A 21,716-nucleotide genomic window follows, 5' to 3' on the forward strand; every position below is an offset into this window, starting at 1 on the left:
ACATAATACTTTTCGTATTCTGTATTTGTTTGTTCACTCATCGTATGTCTCCGTTAAAGACCGTAGCGCTGACGTCTTAGTCAGCAGCCTGTGTTTGTTGTTCGGCAGGCGTTACATTATGTAGCGTATAAGCCAATGTAATGGTGTCATACTTTTCCGGCAAATCTTTGTCTACAAAGAAACGCATTGGCATTTCTTCAGTTGCCCCAGCAGCCAGTGTTTGCTGGTTAAAACAGAAGCATTCTGTTTTATTGAAATACTGACTTACCAGATTTGGCGAAAAACTTGGAATTGCTTGACCTACAATGGCTTTACCTGCGCGATTTTTAACTTTGAAAGAAACTTCATATTCCTTGCCAGGATAAACCTTAATCTGTGTTTCCACCGGCTCAAAATCCCAAGGCATGTCGTTCTTGGTGATTGTCATGAACTGCACGGTAATCTCACGGCTGGTATCCGGCTCCTGCTGTTCGTAAACAGCAAGACCATTTGATTTACCATTTAGGCCCGTGATTTCACAGAACACATCATATAAAGGAATCATGGCAAAACCAAAAGCCAACATAATCAAGGTGACCATGACCAATTTACGGGTCATGACCTTGTTTTTATCTTCTGTTGGCTGCTGGTTACTATTAGTCATAATCAGTTACTTCATCAGTTGAATTGTTTAGTCCACTTTAGGCGGTGTATCAAACGAGTGATACGGCGCTGGTGAAGGCAAGTGAGTAAACTCAAGACCTTCTGCACCTTCCCAAACCTGGTCAGTAGCTTTTTCACCTTTCTTCAACATGCAGGTTTTAACCAGGATCCACAGGAATAGGAACTGAGTTAAACCTAAGCCGAATGCACCAATACTTGACCACATATTGAAGTCAGAGAACATGATGTTGTAGTCAGGAACACGACGTTGCATACCCGCCAAACCTGAGAAGTGCATTGGGAAGAAGGTTAAGTTAACAAACACGATTGATAACCAGAAGTGAATTTTCGCTAACTTCTCGTCATACATACGGCCTGTCCACTTAGGCATCCAGTAATAAACTGCCGCCATGGTACCGAAAATCGCACCAGGGAATAGTACATAGTGGAAGTGGGCTACTACGAAGTAGGTATCATGATACTGCCAATCAACCGGAGTAAGCGCTAGCATCACACCAGAGAAACCACCGATTGTGAACAGGATTACGAAAGCAATCGCATACAACATAGGCGTTTCGTATGTAATTGAACCTTTCCACATGGTAGCGATCCAGTTAAAGACTTTCACACCCGTTGGAACCGCGATCAGCATGGTCGCAACCATGAAGAACAATTCACCTTTAACCGGCATACCTACGGTAAACATGTGGTGTGCCCATACGATGAATGACAGGAATGCGATCGATGCAGTTGCGTAAACCATTGAAGAGTAACCGAACAACTTCTTGCGAGAGAATGTTGGAATAATCGCAGAAGCGATACCAAACGCAGGAAGAATCATGATGTAAACTTCAGGGTGACCGAAGAACCAGAAGATGTGCTGGAACATGACCGGGTCACCACCACCAGCAGCATCAAAGAATGATGTGCCGAAGTGACGGTCAGTCAACATCATGGTTACCGCACCGGCAAGTACTGGCATAACCATAACCAGCAAGAAGGCTGTAATTAACCAGGTCCATACGAACAATGGCATTTTCATCAATGTCATGCCAGGAGCACGCATGTTGAATACAGTCACGATAACGTTGATAGCACCCATGATGGATGAGATACCCATCAAGTGAACACCAAAGATAAAGAAGTCAGTGGACGGCGGACCATAAGTGGTCGACAACGGCGCATAGAATGTCCAACCGAAGTTAGGCGCACCACCTTCCATAAACAATGATGACAACAACAGGGTAAAGGCTGCTGGAAGAATCCAGAAACTCCAGTTGTTCATACGTGGCAATGCCATATCAGGCGCACCGATCATCATAGGAATCAACCAGTTAGCAAGACCTACAGTAGCTGGCATCACGGCACCGAAGACCATGATCAAACCGTGCAGGGTGGTCATCTGGTTAAAGAAGTTAGGTTCAACAAACTGTAGACCTGGTTGGAAAAGCTCGGCACGGATAACCATTGCCATAGCACCACCAATCAGGAACATGATGAACGAGAACACTAGGTACATGGTACCGATGTCTTTGTGGTTGGTCGTAAACAACCAACGCGAAATACCTTTTGGTTTATGGTCAGCCATTATTACTCCCCTCCACCATTTTTAATATCGTAAATGTCTTGAGGCTGAACTTTATCGCCAGTGTCATTACCCCAGGCATTACGCTCGTAAGTAATAATCGCTGCAATTTCAGCTTCCGTTAACTGAGCACCAAATGCCTGCATCGCAGTGCCTGGTACGCCGTTCAATACGATATCAATGTGTTTATCAACGCTACCTTCACCAGTAACAACTTCTGTTCCAATCAATGATGGGAACGGACCGTTACCTTGACCGTTTGGCATGTGACACGCAGCGCAGTACTTGTTATAAGCTGCTTCACCTTCGGTCATAAGCTGAGCCATTGTACGCTCATTCAAGTCAGGACCTGACTTAGCGGCTTCAACCTGCTCTGCCAACCAGGCATCATATTCTGCCTGCTCAAGCACTTTAACCACGATTGGCATAAAGCCGTGGTCTTTACCACATAGCTCAGCACAAACACCACGGTAAATACCTGGCTCGTCAACTTTGGTCCAAACTTCGTTGATAAAGCCTGGAATTGCGTCTTTCTTTACAGAAAAGTCAGGTACCCAGAAAGAGTGGATAACGTCTTCAGCAGTAACCAGGAAGCGTACTTTCTGACCTGCTGGAATAACTAGAGGGTTATCAACTTCAAGAAGGTAGTTTTCGTCTTCAATCTTGGTGCCAGAGAAATATTTACCGGCATTTAGAGCTTGTTGACGCGAAGCATCGTCAAGGTTTGAGAAGAAGCTTACATCGTTGCTTGGATCATTATCGCCATCGATGTATTTATATTCCCATTTCCACTGCCAGCCTTTAACCATAACGGTCATATCTGGGTTGCTGGAATCTTCCATTTTAATCAGCAACTTAACAGCAGGAACTGCTAATGCGATAAGGATGATGAAAGGAATAACGGTCCAAATGATCTCAACGGTGGTGCTGTGAGAAAACTTGGCTGGATTTGGGTTTTTGCTCTTACGATGTGCAAACATCGAGTAAAACATTACGCCAAAGGTAAGGACACCGATCACTACACAGACCCAGATTACGATCATGTGCAGGCTGTAAACTTCTTTACTGATCTCAGTCACACCTTCACGCATGTTATACGCCTGTTCACTACAACCGGTTAGCACTAAAACAGCTAGCGCGGCTACAGCGAGAGCGACTTTGCGGAACAATGACATGCTCTTCTCTCCACTAACGTTAACCCGCAAAATGCGGAAATTGTTATAAATTAGAATCGTTAAAAATAAGCCATTCCTGTCTGCCCTAGCAGGAATTTGACCAATCAACCTTGATCCGAATCAAGATTTAAGGGCGGCCATTTTATCTGAGAAGATAGGGAAAAACTAGACGGATCTGTAATAAAACCTGACTAAACTAGGGATTCTCTTGCAGTTTTTGTAGGGTTTTTATGCGATTGAGCAGCTTTTCATCCACCTTATATTCGGGATAAGTGCGCTTGAACTGGCCCCATTCATCTAGGGCGCTTATCTCATCGCCTTCATCCAGAGCCTGCTCGATTTCCTCAACCCAAACCTCAGGCAAGGGGTAACCCAGCACAGCTTCATCCAATACGCCATGCTCATCAAAGCCGGCGGTTTGCTGAGTTTCTTCCGTGATCACTGTTACCGGCTCTGCTCCTTCCAGGTCTTCTGATCGTATGCGCGAACCTGTAACAACAATGCTTTCCTCAGCCATATCACTGACTTTTGGCGGCTCCAGTTCCAGCACCGGTTCCTGCGGCGCTGCCGGTGGTGCCATCATCTTTTGCTCAGCCAGACGTGCACGCGTTTCTGCCTCACGTTTACTCATAGCCTCCTGTCTGGCCAGATCGGCCTGCATATCAATGACATAACGTTGTTCCATCTGCTCTGAGCTGGCGACCTGCGCCATGCTATTCATATCTTCGCCACTTAGATTGACCATCAGACGGGCGATACCGAGGGTCACCACCAGCCCAGCAGCGACAGAAACCGGCACGCGCAGGCGATGCCACCAGCTACCGCCAGCGGCCTTGCGCTCCTTCTGTTTAAGGTGCTGTTCGGCCATGGCGAGAATATTCTGATCCAGTTCTGGATTGGTTTCTTCCTCACCCTGCCATTGATTTAATTGTTCTAACTCTTTGTCTTTACTCATAATTCCACCTCAAGCCTTGCTTTCTCGATCAACTGCTTGAGTTTCTGTACTGCATAACGCAGGCGGCTTTTCACCGCTTCCGCATTATCCTGTATGGTTTCTGCGATTTCCTGCACCGTCATGGCACTTTCAATTTTGAGCACCAACACTTCTCGTTGGGCTGGCGGTAATTGGTTCAATGCGTGCAAAAAATGCTGTTTCGATTGAGCCTCATTAAGCTGCTGCTCAGGCTCGCTGGCGGAACTCGCCACTGGCTGCATTTCGGTTTCATCATCGAGTGACAATTCTTCAGCTCTGCCTTGCTTTCGGTAATGATCAATCAGCTTGTTGCGGGCCATGTGATAAAGCCAGGTGGTAAATTTGGCGCTGACCTGATAACCATCACTGGCTTTAATAAGGCTCTGCCAGGTCTCCTGAAACAGTTCTTCGGCAGTCGTGCGGCTATCCACCTGACGTAAAAAATAGCGCAGCAGTGGATTCTTATGACGCAAATAGAGTTGTTCAAAAGCACGCATATTGCCTTTGGCATAGCCAACCATCAAAGCCTCATCGCTCAGCTCGGCTGATTGAGAGGCTTGGCGCTGTTGATTGCTGTCAAAGGTTTCGTTACTTCTGGTCACTCGTGATCTCTTGTGAAACACATCCCCAGCGCCATAATGGCTTGTTAGCTTCAGGCTTTCAAGCATATTGTTACCTGCTGAATGCTTATGTTTGTCACAAATTATTGGCTACTGACTTGCTCATCAGCCCGGTCATTCTGCTCATCTAAAAGCTGCGCCATCTTCATCAGCTGAATCATTTCACCGCGATAACCATCTTTGTCCGCTCCTTTACTGTTTTGCGCCAGCTCAATTGCCTGTTGCCAATCCCAACCATTCAAGTAGCGACCGCCACGCAATAGTTGTGCGAAACCTGCCACGCTGGCAGCAAACTGGCTATCCCCAGCAACCCTGTTGTCTTGAGTAAACTGGTTACGCTCAATGACATGGCTGATTAGTTTACTGTTATCTTCATCCGGCATCTTATAGCGCAGTTTTACCAGCGCGGCCTCATCAGCCAGCTTTTTCTGTTGCGCTTCTCGTTCACCATAACGTAACTCATCCACCCGGCGCCCCTCTGAACCAACTAGCACCACTTCATAGAGCGCGGTCACGGTATGTCCAGCACCGATTTCACCGGCATCTACCTTGTCGTTATTGAAATCTTCGCGGTTCAGGGCTCGATTCTCATAACCTAGCAACCGATACTCGGCAACCACCTGTGGATTAAATTCCACCTGAACTTTGACGTCCTTGGCAATGGTCATCAAAGTTCCGGCACGTTGCTCGACCAGTAACTTACGCGCTTCCTGCAAGCTATCAATGTAGCCATAATTGCCATTACCTTTATTGGCCAGCTGTTCCATCAGGTGTTCGTTGTAATTACCACTGCCAAAGCCCAGTGCGGTAAAGGAAATGCCGCTTTCGCGTTTACGCTCAACCAGGTCAATCAGTTGTTCGCGATTAACGGTGCCAACATTAAAGTCGCCATCGGTTGCCAGAATCACTCGATTAATGCCATCTTTGATAAAAGCCTGTTCGGCCAGCTTATAGGCCAGTTCAATGCCTGCACCACCATTAGTGGAACCGCCTGCACTTAGTCTATCCAATGCATGCTCAATCGCCATCCGGTCATTGCCCCTGGTTGGTTCAAGCACCACGCCACTGGCTCCGGCATAAACCACGATAGAAATCTTGTCCTGATCGCTGCTTTCCTGCGCTAAGAGTTTCAGTGACTTTTTAACCAGCCCAAGCTTGTCTTCGCTATTCATGGAGCCCGAGACATCGATCAGATACACCAGATTGGATGGCGGCAATTCCTGCTTTTCAGGTTCAAAACCTTTAATCCCAATCTGCATCAGATAGGCATTTGGATTCCAGGGCGCAGAAAATACCTGCGTATTCACGGCAAATGGCTGTTCAGTTGATTTAGGCCCCTGATAATCATAATTAAAATAATTCACAAACTCTTCCAAACGCACCGCATCATGTGGCGGTAAATATCCATCATTTAACATACGGCGTACGTTGGAATAGGAGCCAGTATCCACATCAATACTAAAGGTCGAAACCGGTTGTTCTTTGGCCAGAAAAATACCTGACTCATCAAAGTGCTGATACTGTTCGCGATTAACTTCTGGTTGTTGCCACATTGCCGGAGACTGTGGAGCTGGCATAGCTGCATCATAATAAGCCATTCTTTCCTTTGCCTCTGGCATGAGGCGCGATCCGGTCACTACAATCTTTTCCTGCTCCTGCCTTGCTCGCTTCAACTCTTCTGCTTTGGCAGCGGCCACCTGTTTATCACGTTCGGCCTGCTGGTTAGCTGTGTCAGTGTTCTGACAGCCGTTGATGGCCAAAGCGACCATCGTTGCCAGCACGCTGACTTTTAATGACTTTGTTACAGTGTTTGCTTTATTGATATTCATTTCCGTACTCCACTTAATTCTGTCTATTGGCATTAACAACACTGCTATAAACGCTGACCAGTTGGAAAAGGGTTAACTTTTTTTAAAATATTGTTAGAGTAGCCTCTAACTATCCGCAAACCTTTGTGTACTCATGGAAGCCACTGAACTGCAACAACTGCTGTATAAAGAAATACCCATCACCAAAGCCCTCCAAGTTCAGGTCGATAACCTGACCAGCAACAGTATTCAGTTGTCAGCTCCTTTTGAGGCCAATAAAAATATTCATAACACCGCATTTGCTGGCAGCATCTACACTACGGCTACCCTGGCGGGCTGGTCACTAGTCACCCATCTGGTGCAACAACATCAACGCCAGGGTTCGGTAGTATTGGCCAGTGCAACCATTCGCTACAGCAAGCCCATTGAGGGCGATATAGTGGCCAGTTGTCAGGTTTCAGATCCGGATGTTATTGAACACTTTCTCAAACGATTTGATTCAAGAGGTCGTGGCAAACTATCGCTGGAAATTGATGTGATTGAGGCAGGCGAAAGCAAAGCCACTATGCAGGCTGATTTTGCGGTCATTAAAAAAATATCGTAATTTTTGTCACAAAGGCTCCCTTCGTTATATTGCAATGTCATAAAACTGTCATTTTGCGCTCCCTGTTAGATCTTATAATCCTGCGGACTTATTACTAATCCGCTTGATTGACACTAACAGGAGTGATCATGACATCACTTGCGCGAAATTTAGCTAGCGCCTTATTAGTCTGCGCCCTATTCGCCCAGTCTATAACCGCTTTCGCTGAGGAAAACAGCTCCCAGAGCTTTTCTGCTGGAGATATCAGTAAAGCGACCATTCTGTTTGAAATGAAAGGCTCCAATACGATTGGCGAATCGCTGGCACCGGGCCTGGCAGAGGAGTTCTTGAAGGCCGAAGGCGCCACTCGCACTGGCATTGTTGAAACTCATGCGGTTGAAAAGACTGTACTGGGACAGTTTCCGGATGGCACTCTAAAAGGAGTGGACATCAAGGCACATGGCTCCAGCACCGGTTTTAAGGCATTAGCCGCCGAAGATACCGATATCGCCATGTCTTCTCGCCGTATTAAGGAAAAAGAACGTGAGCAAATGCGTAGCCTTTATGGTGATCTCAAGTCAGTTGACAGCGAGTTAACCATTGCGGTCGATGGTCTGGCAGTCATAGTTCATCCACAGCTTGAAATGAACACTCTGGACACCGAAACGCTGGCGCGAATTTTTGCTGGTGAGATTCGCAACTGGCAGGAAATAGGCGGGCCCAATCAAAAGATTAGCCTGTTCGCGCGTGATGATAATTCAGGAACATTCGATACTTTTAAATCACTGGTTCTAAAACGACACAAGTTATCACTTTCTGAATATGCCAAACGCTATGAATCATCGGGCGAACTATCCGATATGGTTTATAATACGCCTGGTGCGATTGGTTTTATCGGCCTTTCTTACGTTAATGATAACAAGCCATTAGCATTGTCAGAGTCTGGTGTCGCATTGTCTTTTAAACCTAATCTGTTCACGGTCAGCACCGAGGACTATGTATTAAGTCGTCGCCTCTATATGTATTACCCGAGTAACAACACTAATGTTCATGCTCGTCGCTTTATGCAGTTTGTGCAACAGGATCAAGCTCAAGCGGTGGTCGAAAAGACTGGGCTCATTTCATTGAAGGTGAACGATGCGACCATTCGCTTTAATCGGAATTACCCGCCACGTTATCTCAACATGATCACTGATTCAAAGCGCTTATCCATCACTTTCCATTTTGATGAGGGCACTGACGAACTAGACAACAAGGCCAAGCTGGATATACAGCGCCTGGTCAAATACGTTCAAACGCACCAGCTGGAAGATTTATTTCTATTCGGATTTAGTTATGAGTCCGGCAACGAAGAGAATGACAAGGACGACTCCAAACGACTGGCAAGAATTATTGCCGATGAGCTGGAGCAGGCAGGCGTCAAGCCTTTCTATGTTCAAGGCTATGGCAGCAAGGGAGCCATCGCCTCAAATAGCACAGAAAACGGTCGCAACAAAAATCGTCGCGTTGAAGTCTGGGTTGGGCGCTGATCATTTCGCCTTAAGCAAACTTTTCGTCAGGGCATGACATAAGGCGTCAAAGGCTTTGTTGTAATCCAGTGGCGTCATTGACTCAGCCAGTTGGTATTTAGCAATTAACGAATCAGTTTTATTATCACCAAGCTGGGTCAGCAGGGTTTGCAGCCGGGAGCTGTCAACCCTGCTCCGCCCAACAAAATCTTCAAACAGAATTAATGCATCCAGCAAAAACAGTACCGCCTGCTGGCTGAACTGAAAGTGGCAACTATTTTGATTGCTCAGCAACAGACTTTTGCAGATCAGATCAAATCGGCCATCCTTCTTTTGATACAAAATATCCGACAGCAGATTAAACTGATGACTATCAATCAGCCCATCAAAGGTACTATACACAGTACCGCCCAGAATGATCGGTAATGAAGCACCTTTGGCATTCTGGTAAAGATCAAACTCAGGAATGGTTTCACCACTTTGGCGATAATGGTCGGAAAGTTTCTGCTTAACGTCCTGGTGTAACTTTTGCGGTAACACCTGATAACTGGTCGAGACAAAGAAATGCTTATAAGGGAAAGGGTAAAGTTTAAGAAAACCTTTATCGTCATTGACTGACAACAGCATAGCCAACATAAACTTGAGGTCATGCGCCTGCGGATTATCCTTAAACGCCAGCGCAATAAAATCTTTTTCAACAATTAACTGACCCAGCGGTGAAGACAGGCTTTGTGCCGGATAGGCTCCCAGTGGTGAAAAAATTCGATAGGTATAATGTTGTACAGCAGACGCCGAAACATCCACCGCAGTTTTATCCTTATCACTGCGCATTCTCCCTCCTTTTTTTCTGGCTATCTTTTAATTCGCTACGCTTCCCCAAAAGCCCAGCTAACTACAGCTTACCGCTTATTCCTGATAATTGAAAATATCCGGCACCTGTTCTTTACCACTTATCGTCGCCTTCAAATCCGTGATCAAGCCATTTTCCAGACTGTAGCACCAGCCATGCACACTTAAATCCTGCCCACGATCCCAGGCATCCTGTACCGTAGTGGTGCGACAAACATTACTGACCTGCTCAATCACATTCAGCTCACACATCAGGTTGGAGCGCTCCAGCTCATCCTTTATTAGTGTAAACTTGGTTTCATGCTTCAGATAAACATCCTTGATATTACTCAGCCAGTTATCAATAAATCCATGCTTTTTAGTGGTCAAAGCCGCATTAACACCACCACAGCCGTAATGACCACAGACGATGACATGTTCAACTTTCAACACCTCAACGGCAAACTGCAGAACAGAAAGACAGTTGAAATCATTGTGAGATACCACGTTCGCCACATTGCGATGCACGAAAACTTCACCCGGCAATAAACCCGTAATCTGGTTCGCTGGAACACGGCTATCGGAACAACCAATCCACAGATACTTAGGCGACTGCTGCTCAGACAAGGTTTTAAAAAAGCCTGGACTCTCTTTCTCGACTCTCTCAGCCCATTCTTTATTATTCTTTAGTAATTCTTGAATATCACTCATTGAGGAAATAAACCCTGCTCAGAATCAGCAACTTATGATCGCGCATCATAACACGATTAATCCTGCCAGGTCTTCTGACCTCTAGCTTGCTTTCTCCGAACCCCTAACCCTCTGCAATATGGTTACAAATAACAAGTTGCCACTCGAATCTGATGAACTTGTGGTATGGGTACCAGTAAACTCCCACCAGGCCTGATTTCGCATCTGACCTGTGACCTCAGCCCATACGTCCCTTTCAGAAGGATGCTCTGTTCCTATGATTTCACACAGAGTACTTCTACACTCTACTTTATGAATAATGTATTGCCCATTATCCTTATAAGTCATAAGGAAGTGATTAATTTGTTGCTCCTTCATGGTAGCCCAACTGATATCTTCCTGCTCATTTACTAAGTCATCATGTAACTCATGAGTAGCTTTAGGCATCGATTCAGGACGAGTCAATAACGAATGGTGTGATTCAGGTATACCCTCAAATTTATTCTGATCACTTGGACTATCATTTGTATTGCTCTGATCTGCTGTTAAGCCATCAAGACTTGTACCATCTCCTTTCAAGATAGCAGTCAAGCGTTTGCTTTCTAGCTTTGATGCCTGCAACTCCTGATTTGTCACTTCCACTTGACGCTTCAACGACTCAAGTTCACTGGTTAAGCTTTCAATTTTCACTGATTCACTTTCATCCTGAGAATCAGCAAGTGTCTTGTTTTTATCAACAGCCTCATCCTCTTTTGCCAGCGTAGCTTGCTGGTTATATTCGCTATCCTGCCTGACCTTGTACTCATCCTCCATAAAGTATCGATCAAGAACCCAAAAGCCGACAACTCCAATGACCATTCCAGTTACAACTTTAATTATAGAACCCATTGCTCTTCCTCTATTTTTATTCAATTCCCACATTAACAATGCCAGCGTCCCTCAAAAGGCACAGATAACTTTAACTTCAATCATAATCTTCCGCCACCGGAAATATTTTCTAGCTATCCATTCCTGCTTAGCTCAATTATAGCGGGCAGACACACAGGTCTGCCCCTACCAATACGGTTTCAATAAAATCAAGTGTAGGCTTCGCTCATCACCAGCCTACGATATCTATTAGAATACAGAATAGGTGAGCTATTGATTGAGGCATAAAAAAAGCCCCGCATTCGCGAGGCCTTTCTAGTATGGTTTTAACGGAGGATTTTTGCTTCAGTTCGAGGCAGGTTAACTTTTTAAGCGCGGGAGTTGGCTACTAGCCAATGACCAAGCGTAAAAGTTAACCTAACAAAGAAATGCAGCAAAGAAAAAGCCCTACCAGTGGCAGGGCTTTTAAACTTAGGTGAGTATTTAACGCAGATGTTTTGCTTTGTAACGCGGCGCAGGTCGTAATGAGAAGCCCCTATTTTTAAAGAGCTGGACTAGAGGCCAATGAGCATCGCAATTAGTGCCAAAACAGAAAGACCCCGCTTTCGCGAGGCCTTTCTAGTATGGTTTTAACGGAGGATTTTTGCTTCAGTTCGAGGCAGGTTAACTTTTTAAGCGCGGGAGTTGGCTACTAGCCAATGACCAAGCGTAAAAGTTAACCTAACAAAGAAATGGAGCAAAAAGACCCGTTAAATTACATCATGCCAGGCATACCGCCCATACCACCCATACCACCCATATCAGGTGCACCACCTTCTTCCTTCGGTAGCTCAGTTACCATGGCTTCTGTGGTAATCATTAGAGCTGCGATTGAAGCGGCGTTTTGTAGGGCGCTACGAGTTACTTTGGCTGGGTCAAGGATACCCATTTCTACTACGTCACCGAATTCGCCAGTTGCTGCGTTGTAACCGAAGTTACCTTCACCGGCTTTGACTTTATCGACGATCACTGCTGGCTCGGCACCTGCGTTGGATACGATTTGACGTAGTGGTGATTCCATGGCACGTAGAGCAATTTTGATACCAACATTTTGCTCTTCGTTATCACCACGCAGGTCTACCAATTTAGACAGTACGCGTACTAATGCTGTACCACCACCTGCTACAACGCCTTCTTCTACGGCTGCGCGAGTCGCGTGTAGTGCATCGTCAACACGGTCTTTCTTTTCTTTCATTTCAACTTCTGTTGCTGCGCCAACTTTGATTACTGCAACACCGCCTGCCAATTTAGCAACGCGCTCTTGTAGTTTTTCACGGTCGTAGTCAGAAGAAGTTTCTTCGATTTGCGCACGAATTTGCTTAACGCGGCCTTCGATTTGCGCTTTGTCACCGGCACCATCAATGATGGTTGTGTTTTCTTTAGTGATTTGAACGCTTTTCGCTGTACCAAGTTGCTCAAGCGTTGTGTTCTCAAGACTCATGCCGATATCTTCAGAAATTACAGTTGCGCCAGTCAGGATCGCGATGTCTTCAAGCATGGCTTTACGACGATCACCGAAACCTGGAGCTTTAACGGCTGCAACTTTAACGATACCGCGCATGGTGTTCACAACTAGAGTAGCTAGCGCTTCGCCTTCAACATCTTCAGCGATGATCAATAATGGACGGCTGGCTTTAGCAACACCTTCCAATACAGGCAATAATTCACGGATGTTTGAGATTTTCTTGTCAACCAACAGGATGTATGGGTTTTCAAGTTCAGCCTGCATGCTTTCTGCGTTTGTCACGAAGTAAGGAGACAGGTAACCGCGGTCGAACTGCATACCTTCCACCACGTCCAGTTCGTTATGTAGACCTGAACCTTCTTCAACCGTGATAACACCTTCTTTACCAACCTTGGCCATTGCTTCAGCAATGATTTTACCAACGCTTTCGTCAGAGTTGGCTGAGATGGTACCGACCTGCGCGATGGCTTTTTGGTCTTCGCAAGGTACTGAAATGTTTTTCAATTCTTCAACGGCAGCGGTTACTGCTTTTTCGATACCGCGCTTAAGGTCCATTGGGTTCATGCCAGCAGCAACTGCTTTTAGACCTTCAGTAACGATTGACTGAGCCAATACGGTAGCTGTTGTTGTACCGTCACCAGCGATGTCGTTAGTTTGTGATGCCACTTCTTTAAGCATCTGCGCGCCCATGTTTTCGAACTTATCTTCAAGCTCGATTTCTTTAGCTACAGAAACACCATCTTTAGTGATGGTTGGTGCGCCGAATGATTTGTCTAGTACAACATTACGGCCTTTAGGACCAAGAGTTACGCGTACTGCGTTAGCTAGAGTATTAACGCCTTTTAGCATGCGTTTGCGGGCGTCATCTCCAAAACGTACGTCTTTTGCCATGATTATTTTCCTCTAAAATTAGTTGAATTTCGGTTAATTTCTATCAATTAGCCTTCAATTACGGCCATGATGTCGTCTTCACGCAAGACTAGAAGCTCTTCGCCATCGGCTTTGACTTCAGTACCGGCATATTTGCCGAACAATACTTTATCGCCAACCTTGACGTCGACAGCGCGGACTTCGCCAGAATCCAGCGGCTTACCATTACCAACGGCAAGGACTTCGCCACGGCTTGGCTTTTCTTTAGCGTTATCAGGAATCACGATACCGCCGGCTGAGGTTGTTTCTTCTTCTAAACGGCGCACAATGACGCGATCATGTAATGGACGTAAGTTCATGTTTTTCTCCTAGTATAGAAAGTAGTTAACTCACTATAGAAAGTTTGTTTTTAAGAAATAACCTAATAAAAATTAGTTGCGGCTTTATATGGGGGCTTTTTGCTAGCACTCAAGGGGGCTGAGTGCTAATTTTTTCACTTTTTTATAATTTTTATTGCTGACTTCTATAACCTATTGTTTTTCATCGTCTTTTCTTTCATATTCACCTTCGATTACGCGACTACCGCTGACTCTGGTGTGCTCCTCATGATGGCTTTCCTGCTCTGAGCTGGAACGCGTTTCACTCTGCTGGTGATATTCGTAATAAAAATTACCCTTTCCACTCATTTTCTGGAATTTGAACCAGCCGGCTTTGACCATGCCTCTGGCAAAAGCGCTGCGCGTAGCCGGGATAAGCCATAAAAAGCCAATGGTATCGGTAACAAATCCGGGAGTGATCAGGAAGGCTCCGGCGATGATTAATAGCACCCCTTCAATGATTTCCTGCGCGGGCGCCTGGCCCTGCTGCATCTTACTTTTGAAGCGCTCAAACACTGACAAGCCCTGATGTTTAAGCAAGGCTACACCGATAATACCGGTCAGCAAAATTAAGCCAATAGTCGCCGGGGCGCCAATCCAGTTACCCACTTCAATCAGCACATAGATTTCAAGGACGGCAAGAACGATGAACAGTAGAAAAAAAGATCGAAAAAACATAAGTGTGTCTTTGATAAAGGTTAGCTTTATAATGGGGACATTCGAGTAAATCACAAGTTCGACGGATATGACACGACTTTCTGAACAGGACGATTTTCAAATCGCTTTATGTACCGCGCCCGATCAGGACACTGCTGAGCGCCTGGCCGACCTGATGGTCAGCGACCAGCTGGCAGCCTGCGTCAATATAGTACCTAACATCACTAGCATTTACCGCTGGCACGATGCCTCAGGTCGTTCAGCCGTGGAAAAGGATGCGGAGGTTCTGATGATCATTAAGACCCATGCCGAGTTGATGGCGGAGCTCGGTGATCTGCTGGAAAAGGAGCATCCTTATGATGTTTTTGAGCTGATCAGCTGCAATATTGAGCAGGCCTCTTCGGCCTATCTGCAATGGCTCGAAAACAGTTTGCGGTTTTAATGACTTAACTTTCATCAATTTTGCCAAACAGCTCTCAATTACTCTATCTTACTGAAAATACAGTAATTTTATATTAGAGCTTTCCTATAATAGACATTTGTCCCCTGCCTTTTTCGCTTCTCTAAAGAGCGAACGCGCATTTGTTCGTTGCTCCTGATCAACTCTGCACGCATATTAGCCAACATTAATATGACAGAGTTAGGCTTGTATCATGCGACTTCATTTTTCTCAGCTTTTTCAAGGCTTGCTGCTGCTGGCCGTTAGTTCACTCGGCTCACCTATTGCCACAGCCAATGATTATAAGCAAAGCAGTGATTTATTAAAGCAACTTAATCTTGAGCAATATCAGGGCAAAGTGGTTTATGTGGACTTCTGGGCTTCCTGGTGTGGCCCATGCCGCCAATCATTTCCAGTCATGAATGAACTCCAGCAAACCTATGGTGAGGATAACTTTGTCATTATCGCCATCAATGAGGATTCCGAGCCGGGTGCCGCAGAGCAGTTTTTAGCTCAATACCCAGCCAATTTCACCATCTTTTATGATCAGAATGGCGAATTAGCCAAATACTTTAAGGTTGACGCCATGCCGACCAGCTACCTGCTGGATCAGACTGGCGCAGCCAAATACCGTCATCGTGGCTTCCGCCAGAAAGACGTCAGCAAAATCAACGATCAGATTCAATCTTTACGCGCTACAACGGCTCAACAGTCCACCAGTTTGAGCAACACAGGAGATTCAGAATGAAACACAAGTCACTACTGTTAGTCGTCACCCTCGGTTTCAGTTTACTGAGCGGCTGCTCGACCATGGGCGTCAACGCCTGGGAAAAGGATTTATTGGCTAAGCCTGAAATGGCACTTGATGAGCAGCCTCTGACCGATGCCCTTGATGATCACATTTACTTCAGTAAGGAAGCTTCCAGTGGCGGTCGCGCTTATGCCGGCGGCGGCTGCGGCTGTAATTAATTGCAAGATAAGAACACTATAGTGAGTACTCACATATGAAGAAGAATGTATTACTGAAATCGGCTCTGGCTACCGCAACACTGACCCTTATTACGGGTAATGCCCATGCTGAAGAAGAGCAGGATAAAAGCGCACCAGCCAGCACAGAGCAGGCTATTGGTGACTGGAAATTCGACGCTGCCTTTTTGTTTTACTCAGAAAGTGACAGTCGTGTTTCTGCTATAGAGCCCGTTTTCAATGCCAATAAACGATTAGATGAAGAAGAATATTTGAATCTCAAGCTGACTGTTGACTCTTTGACCGGTGCATCACCCAGCGGGGCAGTAGCCAGCGACCAGCCGTTAACTTTTACCCGCCCTTCGGGTAATGCCAGCTATACGGTTAATGCTAATGAATATCCTCTTGATGATACCTTCAAAGATACTCGTGCGGCGCTTGCAGCCAACTGGACTTTCCCGGTTTCTGATATGACCAAAGCGGGTCTTGGCGCCAACATTTCTAAAGAATACGATTATCTGTCGGCTTCGATAAACGGCAATATCAGTTACGACTTTAATAATCGCAACAGCACTTTATTTGCAGGCATATCCTATGCTTTCGACTCGATTGATCCGGTTGGCGGAGCGCCGATCGCTTTAGCGCGGATGCAGCCAGTGGGCGATCCGCAGAACAAGCTTAGCGGCAGCCAGGACAAGGATACGCTAGACTTATTGCTGGGTATTACGCAGGTTATTGACCGCGAAAGTCTGTTCCAGATTAATTATTCCTACAGCATGTCGGACGGTTATCACAATGACCCTTATAAGGTGCTGAGTGTACTGGATGATCAGGGCAACTATTTTGATGATGGTATTCCGGTCGCGAATGTCCTGTTTGAAAGCCGCCCTGACGAGCGTACCAAGCATGGTCTGTTTGGCCGTTATAAGCGTTATATTGACGGTGATATTCTCGACGTTTCCTACCGTTATATGACCGATGACTGGGAAATCGACTCACATACCGTCGACCTCAAGTATCGCTTTGCCCTGGATAATGGCGACTACTGGCAACCGCATGTCCGTTATTACACACAAACTCAGGCCGATTTTTACCAGCCTTATTTACGCCAGGATCAGCCTCTGCCACAGTTTGCTTCGGCAGACTATCGACTGGCTGAGTATGATGCGATCACGGTTGGTTTGGAATATGGCATGAAGACAGCGGCAGGCAATCAATGGCGCTTCTCGCTGGAGATGTATAACCAGACGCCAACCGAGCCGGAAAAATACGGTGCGCTACAGCAGCAAACCTTGTTACCGGATTGGAATGCCGTTATGTTAAGGGTCAATTACTCCTTCTAACGACATTCACACTGATGAACGAGGCATTGCACTCTATTGCCTATAAAGACTCGCAGGGTTTCATTACTGGCCACTTTACGGCCATGGCTGGACCTTGCGAAGTCATTATAGAAACCTCGGACCATGCGCTGGCAGAGCAAGTCACCCAAGCCGTTGCCAACGAAGCCTGGCGTATCGAAAGCACCTTTAGCCGCTACCGTACTGACAATATCATTTACTACATCAATAACGCGGACGGAAAGCCCGTTGAGGTCGATGCGGAAACGGCGCGCCTGCTGGACTTTGCGGATCTGTGCTTTGAGGTGAGTGATGGCATGTTTGATATTACCTCAGGCGTACTCGGCAAGATCTGGAAGTTTGATGGCAGTTCCAATGTTCCGGCGCTGAAAGAAATTAACAAATTGTTGCCCAAAATTGGCTGGAATAAAGTCTCCTGGGCAAATCCGAAACTACAGATGCCAGCGGGTATGGCGCTTGACTTCGGTGGTATCGGCAAAGAGTACGCTGTGGATTCCGCCGCTACGCTGGCGCGGGCAATAACCGACTGTCCTGTGTTGATTAATTTCGGCGGCGATATTGTGGCAACCGCACCACCCGTAAGCCGTGAACATTGGCTGATCGGAATCGAACCATTGGCGCTTGGGCAAAATAAAATCCCCCCGAAAGTTGCGTTAAAACACGGCGGGGTCGCAACCAGCGGTGACAGCAAACGCTTCCTGCAGTACAAGGGTAAAGTGTTAAGTCATGTACTTAACCCAAAAACCGGCTGGCCAGTTACCGATGCACCGGCATCAGTAACGGTGCTGGCCAATAACTGCACTCAGGCCGGAATGCTTTCCACTCTGGCCATGCTACAAGGACAGGGTGCCGAAGAGTTTCTAGAGTCACAACAAGTTGAGCATTGGATACAGCGCCGATAAGCGCATAAAACATAAATTTACGCGCATTTAGCGGATTATTTACAGAAAGCTGACACTGGCTTTCATGAATTTACATACAGTTCACCTGGCTTTGCGTAAAATAACGTCTTTCCTTAGTGGTTGAACTGCGGTTAATCATCATCAACAGGTCATTTTTTACATGAACATTGGCATGAAAACATCAATTCACAGCTTTTTCTTAGCTTTTCTTAGTTTTGTCGTCATAGGCATTAGCACTACTACCTCACAGGCGGCTCAGATCGATCTCAACAGCCTACTTGGCGAAGAAGAAGAGTTGCTACGAGTCGATGATGCTTTCGTGCTGCAGGCTGAAATTCTCGACAACACGGTTCTGGTTAAATTTGAAATCGCCGAAGGCTATTACATGTATCGCGAACGCTTCGGCTTCAAAAGCGATAATGCAACTCTTGGCGAGCCGTTGATTCCGGATGGTAAGGAAAAAGATGATCCTTACTTAGGCCTGACCGAGGTTTACTATAATTTCATAGAAATCGCTGTACCTTTTTCTGACTCCAGCAACCCAATGACCCTAAGCATTGACTTTCAGGGTTGCGCCGAAGATCGCCTGTGTTACCCGCCAACCACCCGCGAGGTAGTGCTTGAAGTTCCCGCTTCTACATTGGCTTTAGCTAATAGTAGTGGTGAGAGTGCTACTGGTGAAAAGGACGCAAGCAACAAAAAATCTTTCGTCAGCGAGCAACAAAGCCTGATGGATGACCTCGAGCAAAAAGGCGTTTTCTGGAACTTCTTCAAGTTTATTCTGATCGGTCTTGGTCTAACTTTTACCCCCTGTGTTTTCCCAATGATTCCTATTATTTCAGGCATTATCGCAGGCCAGGGTAAAGATATCACCACTCGCAAAGCCTTTGGACTCGCCTTGAGTTACACCCAGGCCATGGCCATTGTCTATACCATTTTCGGTGTACTGGTTGCGTTAGCTGGTCAATCACTTTCCGGTTACCTGCAAAGCCCGGCTTTTGTGATTGGTGCAGCGATTGTTTTCGTGTTGCTATCACTCTCCATGTTCGGATTTTATGAATTACAACTGCCTGCAGGCCTGCAAGCCAAACTGGCAGAAAAAAGTAACAGCCAAAAAACCGGTAGTTATATTGGTAGTGCGATTATGGGCGCCATATCGGCATTAATCGTTTCCCCCTGCGTTACGGTGCCACTGATTGCCATCCTGTTGATTATTGCGCAAACCGGTGACATTCTGTTGGGTGCCGTTTCCCTGTATGGGCTCGGTATCGGAATGGGTATTCCGCTGATCATTATCGCCGTTACCGAGGGACGCTTCCTGCCTAAGGCCGGCAATTGGATGAATGCCATTAAAGCCGCCTTCGGTGTCGCCATGCTGGCCGTTGCGCTCTATCTAATCAAACACCTGCTGCCAAACAGCATCTACATGTACGGCTGGGCGTTACTGGCACTCATTCCAGGCTATTATTTATTCAGAAACCAGCAGCCAAATCTTGGCTGGAGAAACCTATTCGCTGGTTTAGGATTAGTTCTAATGATTTACGGTGCGTTACTTGTTATTGGCGGCGCACAAGGCAACCGCAACCTGCTGCAACCGCTTGGCCAGTCCTACTCCATGATGACCACCGAATACTCGCAGGATGCAGAAGGTCCAGCCCAGGCGAAACCTCAGAGCACCCTGACCGGTAGCTCTAAACCTCATCTTCAATTTGAGCGCATAAAAACACTATCTCAACTCGAACAACGTGTTGCCGAAGCCAACGCGCAAGGCAAAACCGTCATGCTCGACTTCTTCGCCGAATGGTGCGCTTCCTGCTACGAATTTGAAGCCCTCGTTTTCACAGATCCAGCTGTACATGCTGCGCTAAACAATACAGTGTTACTGCAAGCCGACGTCACCGCCTATGACCCACAGGACGTCGAACTGATGAATGCCTTCAAAGTACTCGGTTTACCCAGTATTCTATTCTTTGATCTAGAAGGTAATGAGTTGACCCAATATCGTGCCAATGGCTTTGAAAAAGCGGAAGTGTTTAAGCGGAGAATTGAGGCAGCGTTTGGTTTGTAGGTTTTATTTTTCGTCATTCCCACGAAAGTGGGAATCCATGCTCTTATAAACTCCATTCCTTAAATTATGGTTTCGCTACTCAGCGAATTACTTTCTCTTGAGTGGCCAAGAGAAAGTAATCAAAGAGAAGGCCACCCCGATATTGAGGCCACGCTCCGCGTGACTGCCTGCGCCACTCCCAAAATACTTAACGCACCAGAATTTACATCACATCCTTGTGCTGAAAATTCTTATCAAAATCATCCACGATTTTGATTACTATATTTTGTACGTGGCTTAGCTCAATATAAGGGGCCCATTGGAGCAAGCCTGATAGCTTATAATCCATCTGACTAGACTATTTCAGAAGCCATCTTATAATCATAAACTGAATGCATGCCACTCAATACTCAAACCGTACTTTTGTGTGACTTAAGGATTAGTATGAATCTTGGACTATTTAATTTTAAGAATGATGACGCGTTATTACTGTCAGGGAGCTCACGTGAATTAAATGATCTAGCTGATAAAATTGAAACTATCTTAGACACACCTCGATTAAGTCTTAACATTCATCACCTATGTAAAGTTTCTACTAAACATCCTGTTAAGCTTTATGCTTCAGCCATTTTAAACTCAAGTAAAACTGTTAATGAATTTTGGTGGAAATGCACCCTTATTTCGGTTGACCTAATAAGGCAAGCATCAGACAAAGATAAAGAAATCTCTTTCGAAACAAATCGCGTTCCACTACTGATTACTACTTCACGCCACTATAATTCGGATTGGTGGGAACAATTTAGCTAATTTTTCGTTATTTTCAAAAAAAAAAGCCGGCTTGCGCCGGCTTTCTCCTTGGCTTAACACACACTAAGGGGTTTCTACTAAGCCAAAACTTTTACGAATTTTCTGCTTTGCTTTATGGCGCAAAGATCTGGTGACCATTTCCTGTTCGATGAAGACTGTTTTCTGGCGTGGTTTGGTTTGTGACCAGATGACGCCGAATAGGACCAGTCCTGCCGCCACATACTGCATGTTATTTAATGTTTCACCTAACAACGCCCAACCAAAGAACATTGTGCCAAGGGGCAGTAAGTTCATTAAGCTTCCGACCTGACTGGCTGGCATGGTTTTGAAGGCGAAGTTGTAGCAGGTAAAGGCAAAGATGTTTACGCCGAAGGCGAGGAACATGATGGCCAATACTGCTTCCGCAGATACATCAAAACTGATAGGGGCACCCTGCACAAATATTAGCGGCAGGAAGAAGATACTACCCATGACAGTTTGCAGTAATGTTAAGAATACTGGCGAATA

At 46.0% G+C, this 21,716-nt stretch carries 22 protein-coding genes; 9 read left to right on the plus strand and 13 right to left on the minus strand.

The genetic code is table 11. The features are described from left to right. Positions 1-76: 76 nt before the first annotated feature. The 6 genes from HUJ19_RS05145 to HUJ19_RS05170 all read right to left on the minus strand — a co-directional run bounded on the left by HUJ19_RS05145 (position 77) and on the right by HUJ19_RS05170 (position 6,824). A complete protein-coding gene (locus HUJ19_RS05145) occupies positions 77-643 on the minus strand; it encodes a cytochrome c oxidase assembly protein (protein WP_290622633.1) in 567 nt (188 codons plus the stop codon). A 27-nt stretch (positions 644-670) separates the two neighbouring features. Next, positions 671-2,230, minus strand: a complete 1,560-nt coding sequence (ctaD, locus tag HUJ19_RS05150) for a cytochrome c oxidase subunit I (protein ID WP_290622634.1) — start codon at positions 2,228-2,230, stop codon at positions 671-673. Between the two features lie 2 nt (positions 2,231-2,232). Further along, on the minus strand, positions 2,233-3,402 hold the full coding sequence (coxB, locus tag HUJ19_RS05155; RefSeq protein ID WP_290622635.1) for a cytochrome c oxidase subunit II: 1,170 nt from the start codon (positions 3,400-3,402) through the stop codon (positions 2,233-2,235). 196 nt (positions 3,403-3,598) lie between these two features. Then, a complete protein-coding gene (locus tag HUJ19_RS05160; protein ID WP_290622636.1) occupies positions 3,599-4,357 on the minus strand; it encodes a hypothetical protein in 759 nt (252 codons plus the stop codon). Further along, positions 4,354-4,977: a sigma-70 family RNA polymerase sigma factor gene (locus HUJ19_RS05165; RefSeq protein ID WP_290622637.1), complete on the minus strand. Its 624-nt coding sequence runs from the start codon at positions 4,975-4,977 to the stop codon at positions 4,354-4,356. Before HUJ19_RS05165 ends, HUJ19_RS05160 begins: the two co-directional genes overlap by 4 nt. Before the next feature lie 101 nt (positions 4,978-5,078). Further along, positions 5,079-6,824 carry a VWA domain-containing protein gene (locus HUJ19_RS05170; protein ID WP_290622638.1) on the minus strand — a complete coding sequence of 582 codons (1,746 nt, stop codon included), beginning with the start codon at positions 6,822-6,824 and terminating at the stop codon, positions 5,079-5,081. 133 nt (positions 6,825-6,957) lie between these two features. Between HUJ19_RS05170 and HUJ19_RS05175 the strand changes: the two genes are divergently transcribed. Together HUJ19_RS05175 and HUJ19_RS05180 are read left to right on the plus strand one after the other, a co-directional pair. Continuing rightward, positions 6,958-7,407 carry a YiiD C-terminal domain-containing protein gene (locus tag HUJ19_RS05175; protein WP_290622639.1) on the plus strand — a complete coding sequence of 150 codons (450 nt, stop codon included), beginning with the start codon at positions 6,958-6,960 and terminating at the stop codon, positions 7,405-7,407. A gap of 128 nt (positions 7,408-7,535) precedes the next feature. After that, positions 7,536-8,915, plus strand: coding sequence for a phosphate ABC transporter substrate-binding/OmpA family protein (locus tag HUJ19_RS05180; RefSeq protein WP_290622640.1), 1,380 nt, complete (start codon positions 7,536-7,538; stop codon positions 8,913-8,915). Here the strand turns inward: HUJ19_RS05180 and HUJ19_RS05185 are convergent, their stop codons facing one another. The 6 genes from HUJ19_RS05185 to HUJ19_RS05210 form a co-directional block, all read right to left on the minus strand. Beyond that, positions 8,916-9,725 carry a hypothetical protein gene (locus tag HUJ19_RS05185; protein WP_290622641.1) on the minus strand — a complete coding sequence of 270 codons (810 nt, stop codon included), beginning with the start codon at positions 9,723-9,725 and terminating at the stop codon, positions 8,916-8,918. Between the two features lie 75 nt (positions 9,726-9,800). After that, positions 9,801-10,433, minus strand: a complete 633-nt coding sequence (can, locus tag HUJ19_RS05190) for a carbonate dehydratase (protein WP_290622642.1) — start codon at positions 10,431-10,433, stop codon at positions 9,801-9,803. An 81-nt stretch (positions 10,434-10,514) separates the two neighbouring features. Beyond that, positions 10,515-11,333: a hypothetical protein gene (locus HUJ19_RS05195; protein ID WP_290622643.1), complete on the minus strand. Its 819-nt coding sequence runs from the start codon at positions 11,331-11,333 to the stop codon at positions 10,515-10,517. A gap of 700 nt (positions 11,334-12,033) precedes the next feature. Further along, positions 12,034-13,677 carry a chaperonin GroEL gene (gene groL, locus HUJ19_RS05200; protein WP_290622653.1) on the minus strand — a complete coding sequence of 548 codons (1,644 nt, stop codon included), beginning with the start codon at positions 13,675-13,677 and terminating at the stop codon, positions 12,034-12,036. Positions 13,678-13,721: 44 nt separating this feature from the next. Further along, positions 13,722-14,012 (minus strand): co-chaperone GroES, encoded by a 291-nt coding sequence (gene groES, locus HUJ19_RS05205; protein ID WP_106645822.1) that lies wholly within the window; start codon positions 14,010-14,012, stop codon positions 13,722-13,724. Positions 14,013-14,183: 171 nt separating this feature from the next. Beyond that, a complete protein-coding gene (locus tag HUJ19_RS05210) occupies positions 14,184-14,708 on the minus strand; it encodes an FxsA family protein (RefSeq protein WP_290622644.1) in 525 nt (174 codons plus the stop codon). Positions 14,709-14,775: 67 nt separating this feature from the next. Between HUJ19_RS05210 and cutA the strand changes: the two genes are divergently transcribed. The 7 genes from cutA (at position 14,776) to HUJ19_RS05245 (ending at position 21,209) form a co-directional block, all read left to right on the plus strand. Beyond that, on the plus strand, positions 14,776-15,129 hold the full coding sequence (cutA, locus tag HUJ19_RS05215) for a divalent-cation tolerance protein CutA (protein WP_290622645.1): 354 nt from the start codon (positions 14,776-14,778) through the stop codon (positions 15,127-15,129). Between the two features lie 211 nt (positions 15,130-15,340). Next, the gene (locus HUJ19_RS05220; RefSeq protein WP_290622646.1) at positions 15,341-15,874 is read left to right on the plus strand and encodes a TlpA disulfide reductase family protein; all 534 of its coding nucleotides are present in this window, start codon (positions 15,341-15,343) and stop codon (positions 15,872-15,874) included. Further along, complete coding sequence (locus tag HUJ19_RS05225; protein WP_290622647.1) at positions 15,871-16,095, plus strand: DUF4266 domain-containing protein; 225 nt, start codon at positions 15,871-15,873, stop codon at positions 16,093-16,095. The genes HUJ19_RS05220 and HUJ19_RS05225 overlap by 4 nt, the downstream gene beginning before the upstream one ends. Positions 16,096-16,130: 35 nt before the next feature. Beyond that, positions 16,131-17,435 carry a DUF3570 domain-containing protein gene (locus tag HUJ19_RS05230; protein ID WP_290622648.1) on the plus strand — a complete coding sequence of 435 codons (1,305 nt, stop codon included), beginning with the start codon at positions 16,131-16,133 and terminating at the stop codon, positions 17,433-17,435. Between the two features lie 14 nt (positions 17,436-17,449). After that, on the plus strand, positions 17,450-18,355 hold the full coding sequence (locus HUJ19_RS05235) for an FAD:protein FMN transferase (RefSeq protein ID WP_290622649.1): 906 nt from the start codon (positions 17,450-17,452) through the stop codon (positions 18,353-18,355). Positions 18,356-18,527: 172 nt separating this feature from the next. Beyond that, positions 18,528-20,423, plus strand: coding sequence for a protein-disulfide reductase DsbD (gene dsbD, locus HUJ19_RS05240; protein ID WP_290622650.1), 1,896 nt, complete (start codon positions 18,528-18,530; stop codon positions 20,421-20,423). 423 nt (positions 20,424-20,846) lie between these two features. Then, on the plus strand, positions 20,847-21,209 hold the full coding sequence (locus HUJ19_RS05245; RefSeq protein ID WP_290622651.1) for a hypothetical protein: 363 nt from the start codon (positions 20,847-20,849) through the stop codon (positions 21,207-21,209). Positions 21,210-21,272: 63 nt separating this feature from the next. Here HUJ19_RS05245 and HUJ19_RS05250 read toward each other — a convergent pair. Then, positions 21,273-21,716, minus strand: a 444-nt coding sequence (locus HUJ19_RS05250; protein ID WP_290622652.1) for a DMT family transporter, incomplete at its 5' end; no start/stop codon positions are given.

The sequence above is a fragment of the Kangiella sp. genome (assembly GCF_014762745.1).
In the GTDB taxonomy this organism is placed as follows: Bacteria; Pseudomonadota; Gammaproteobacteria; order Enterobacterales; family Kangiellaceae; genus Kangiella.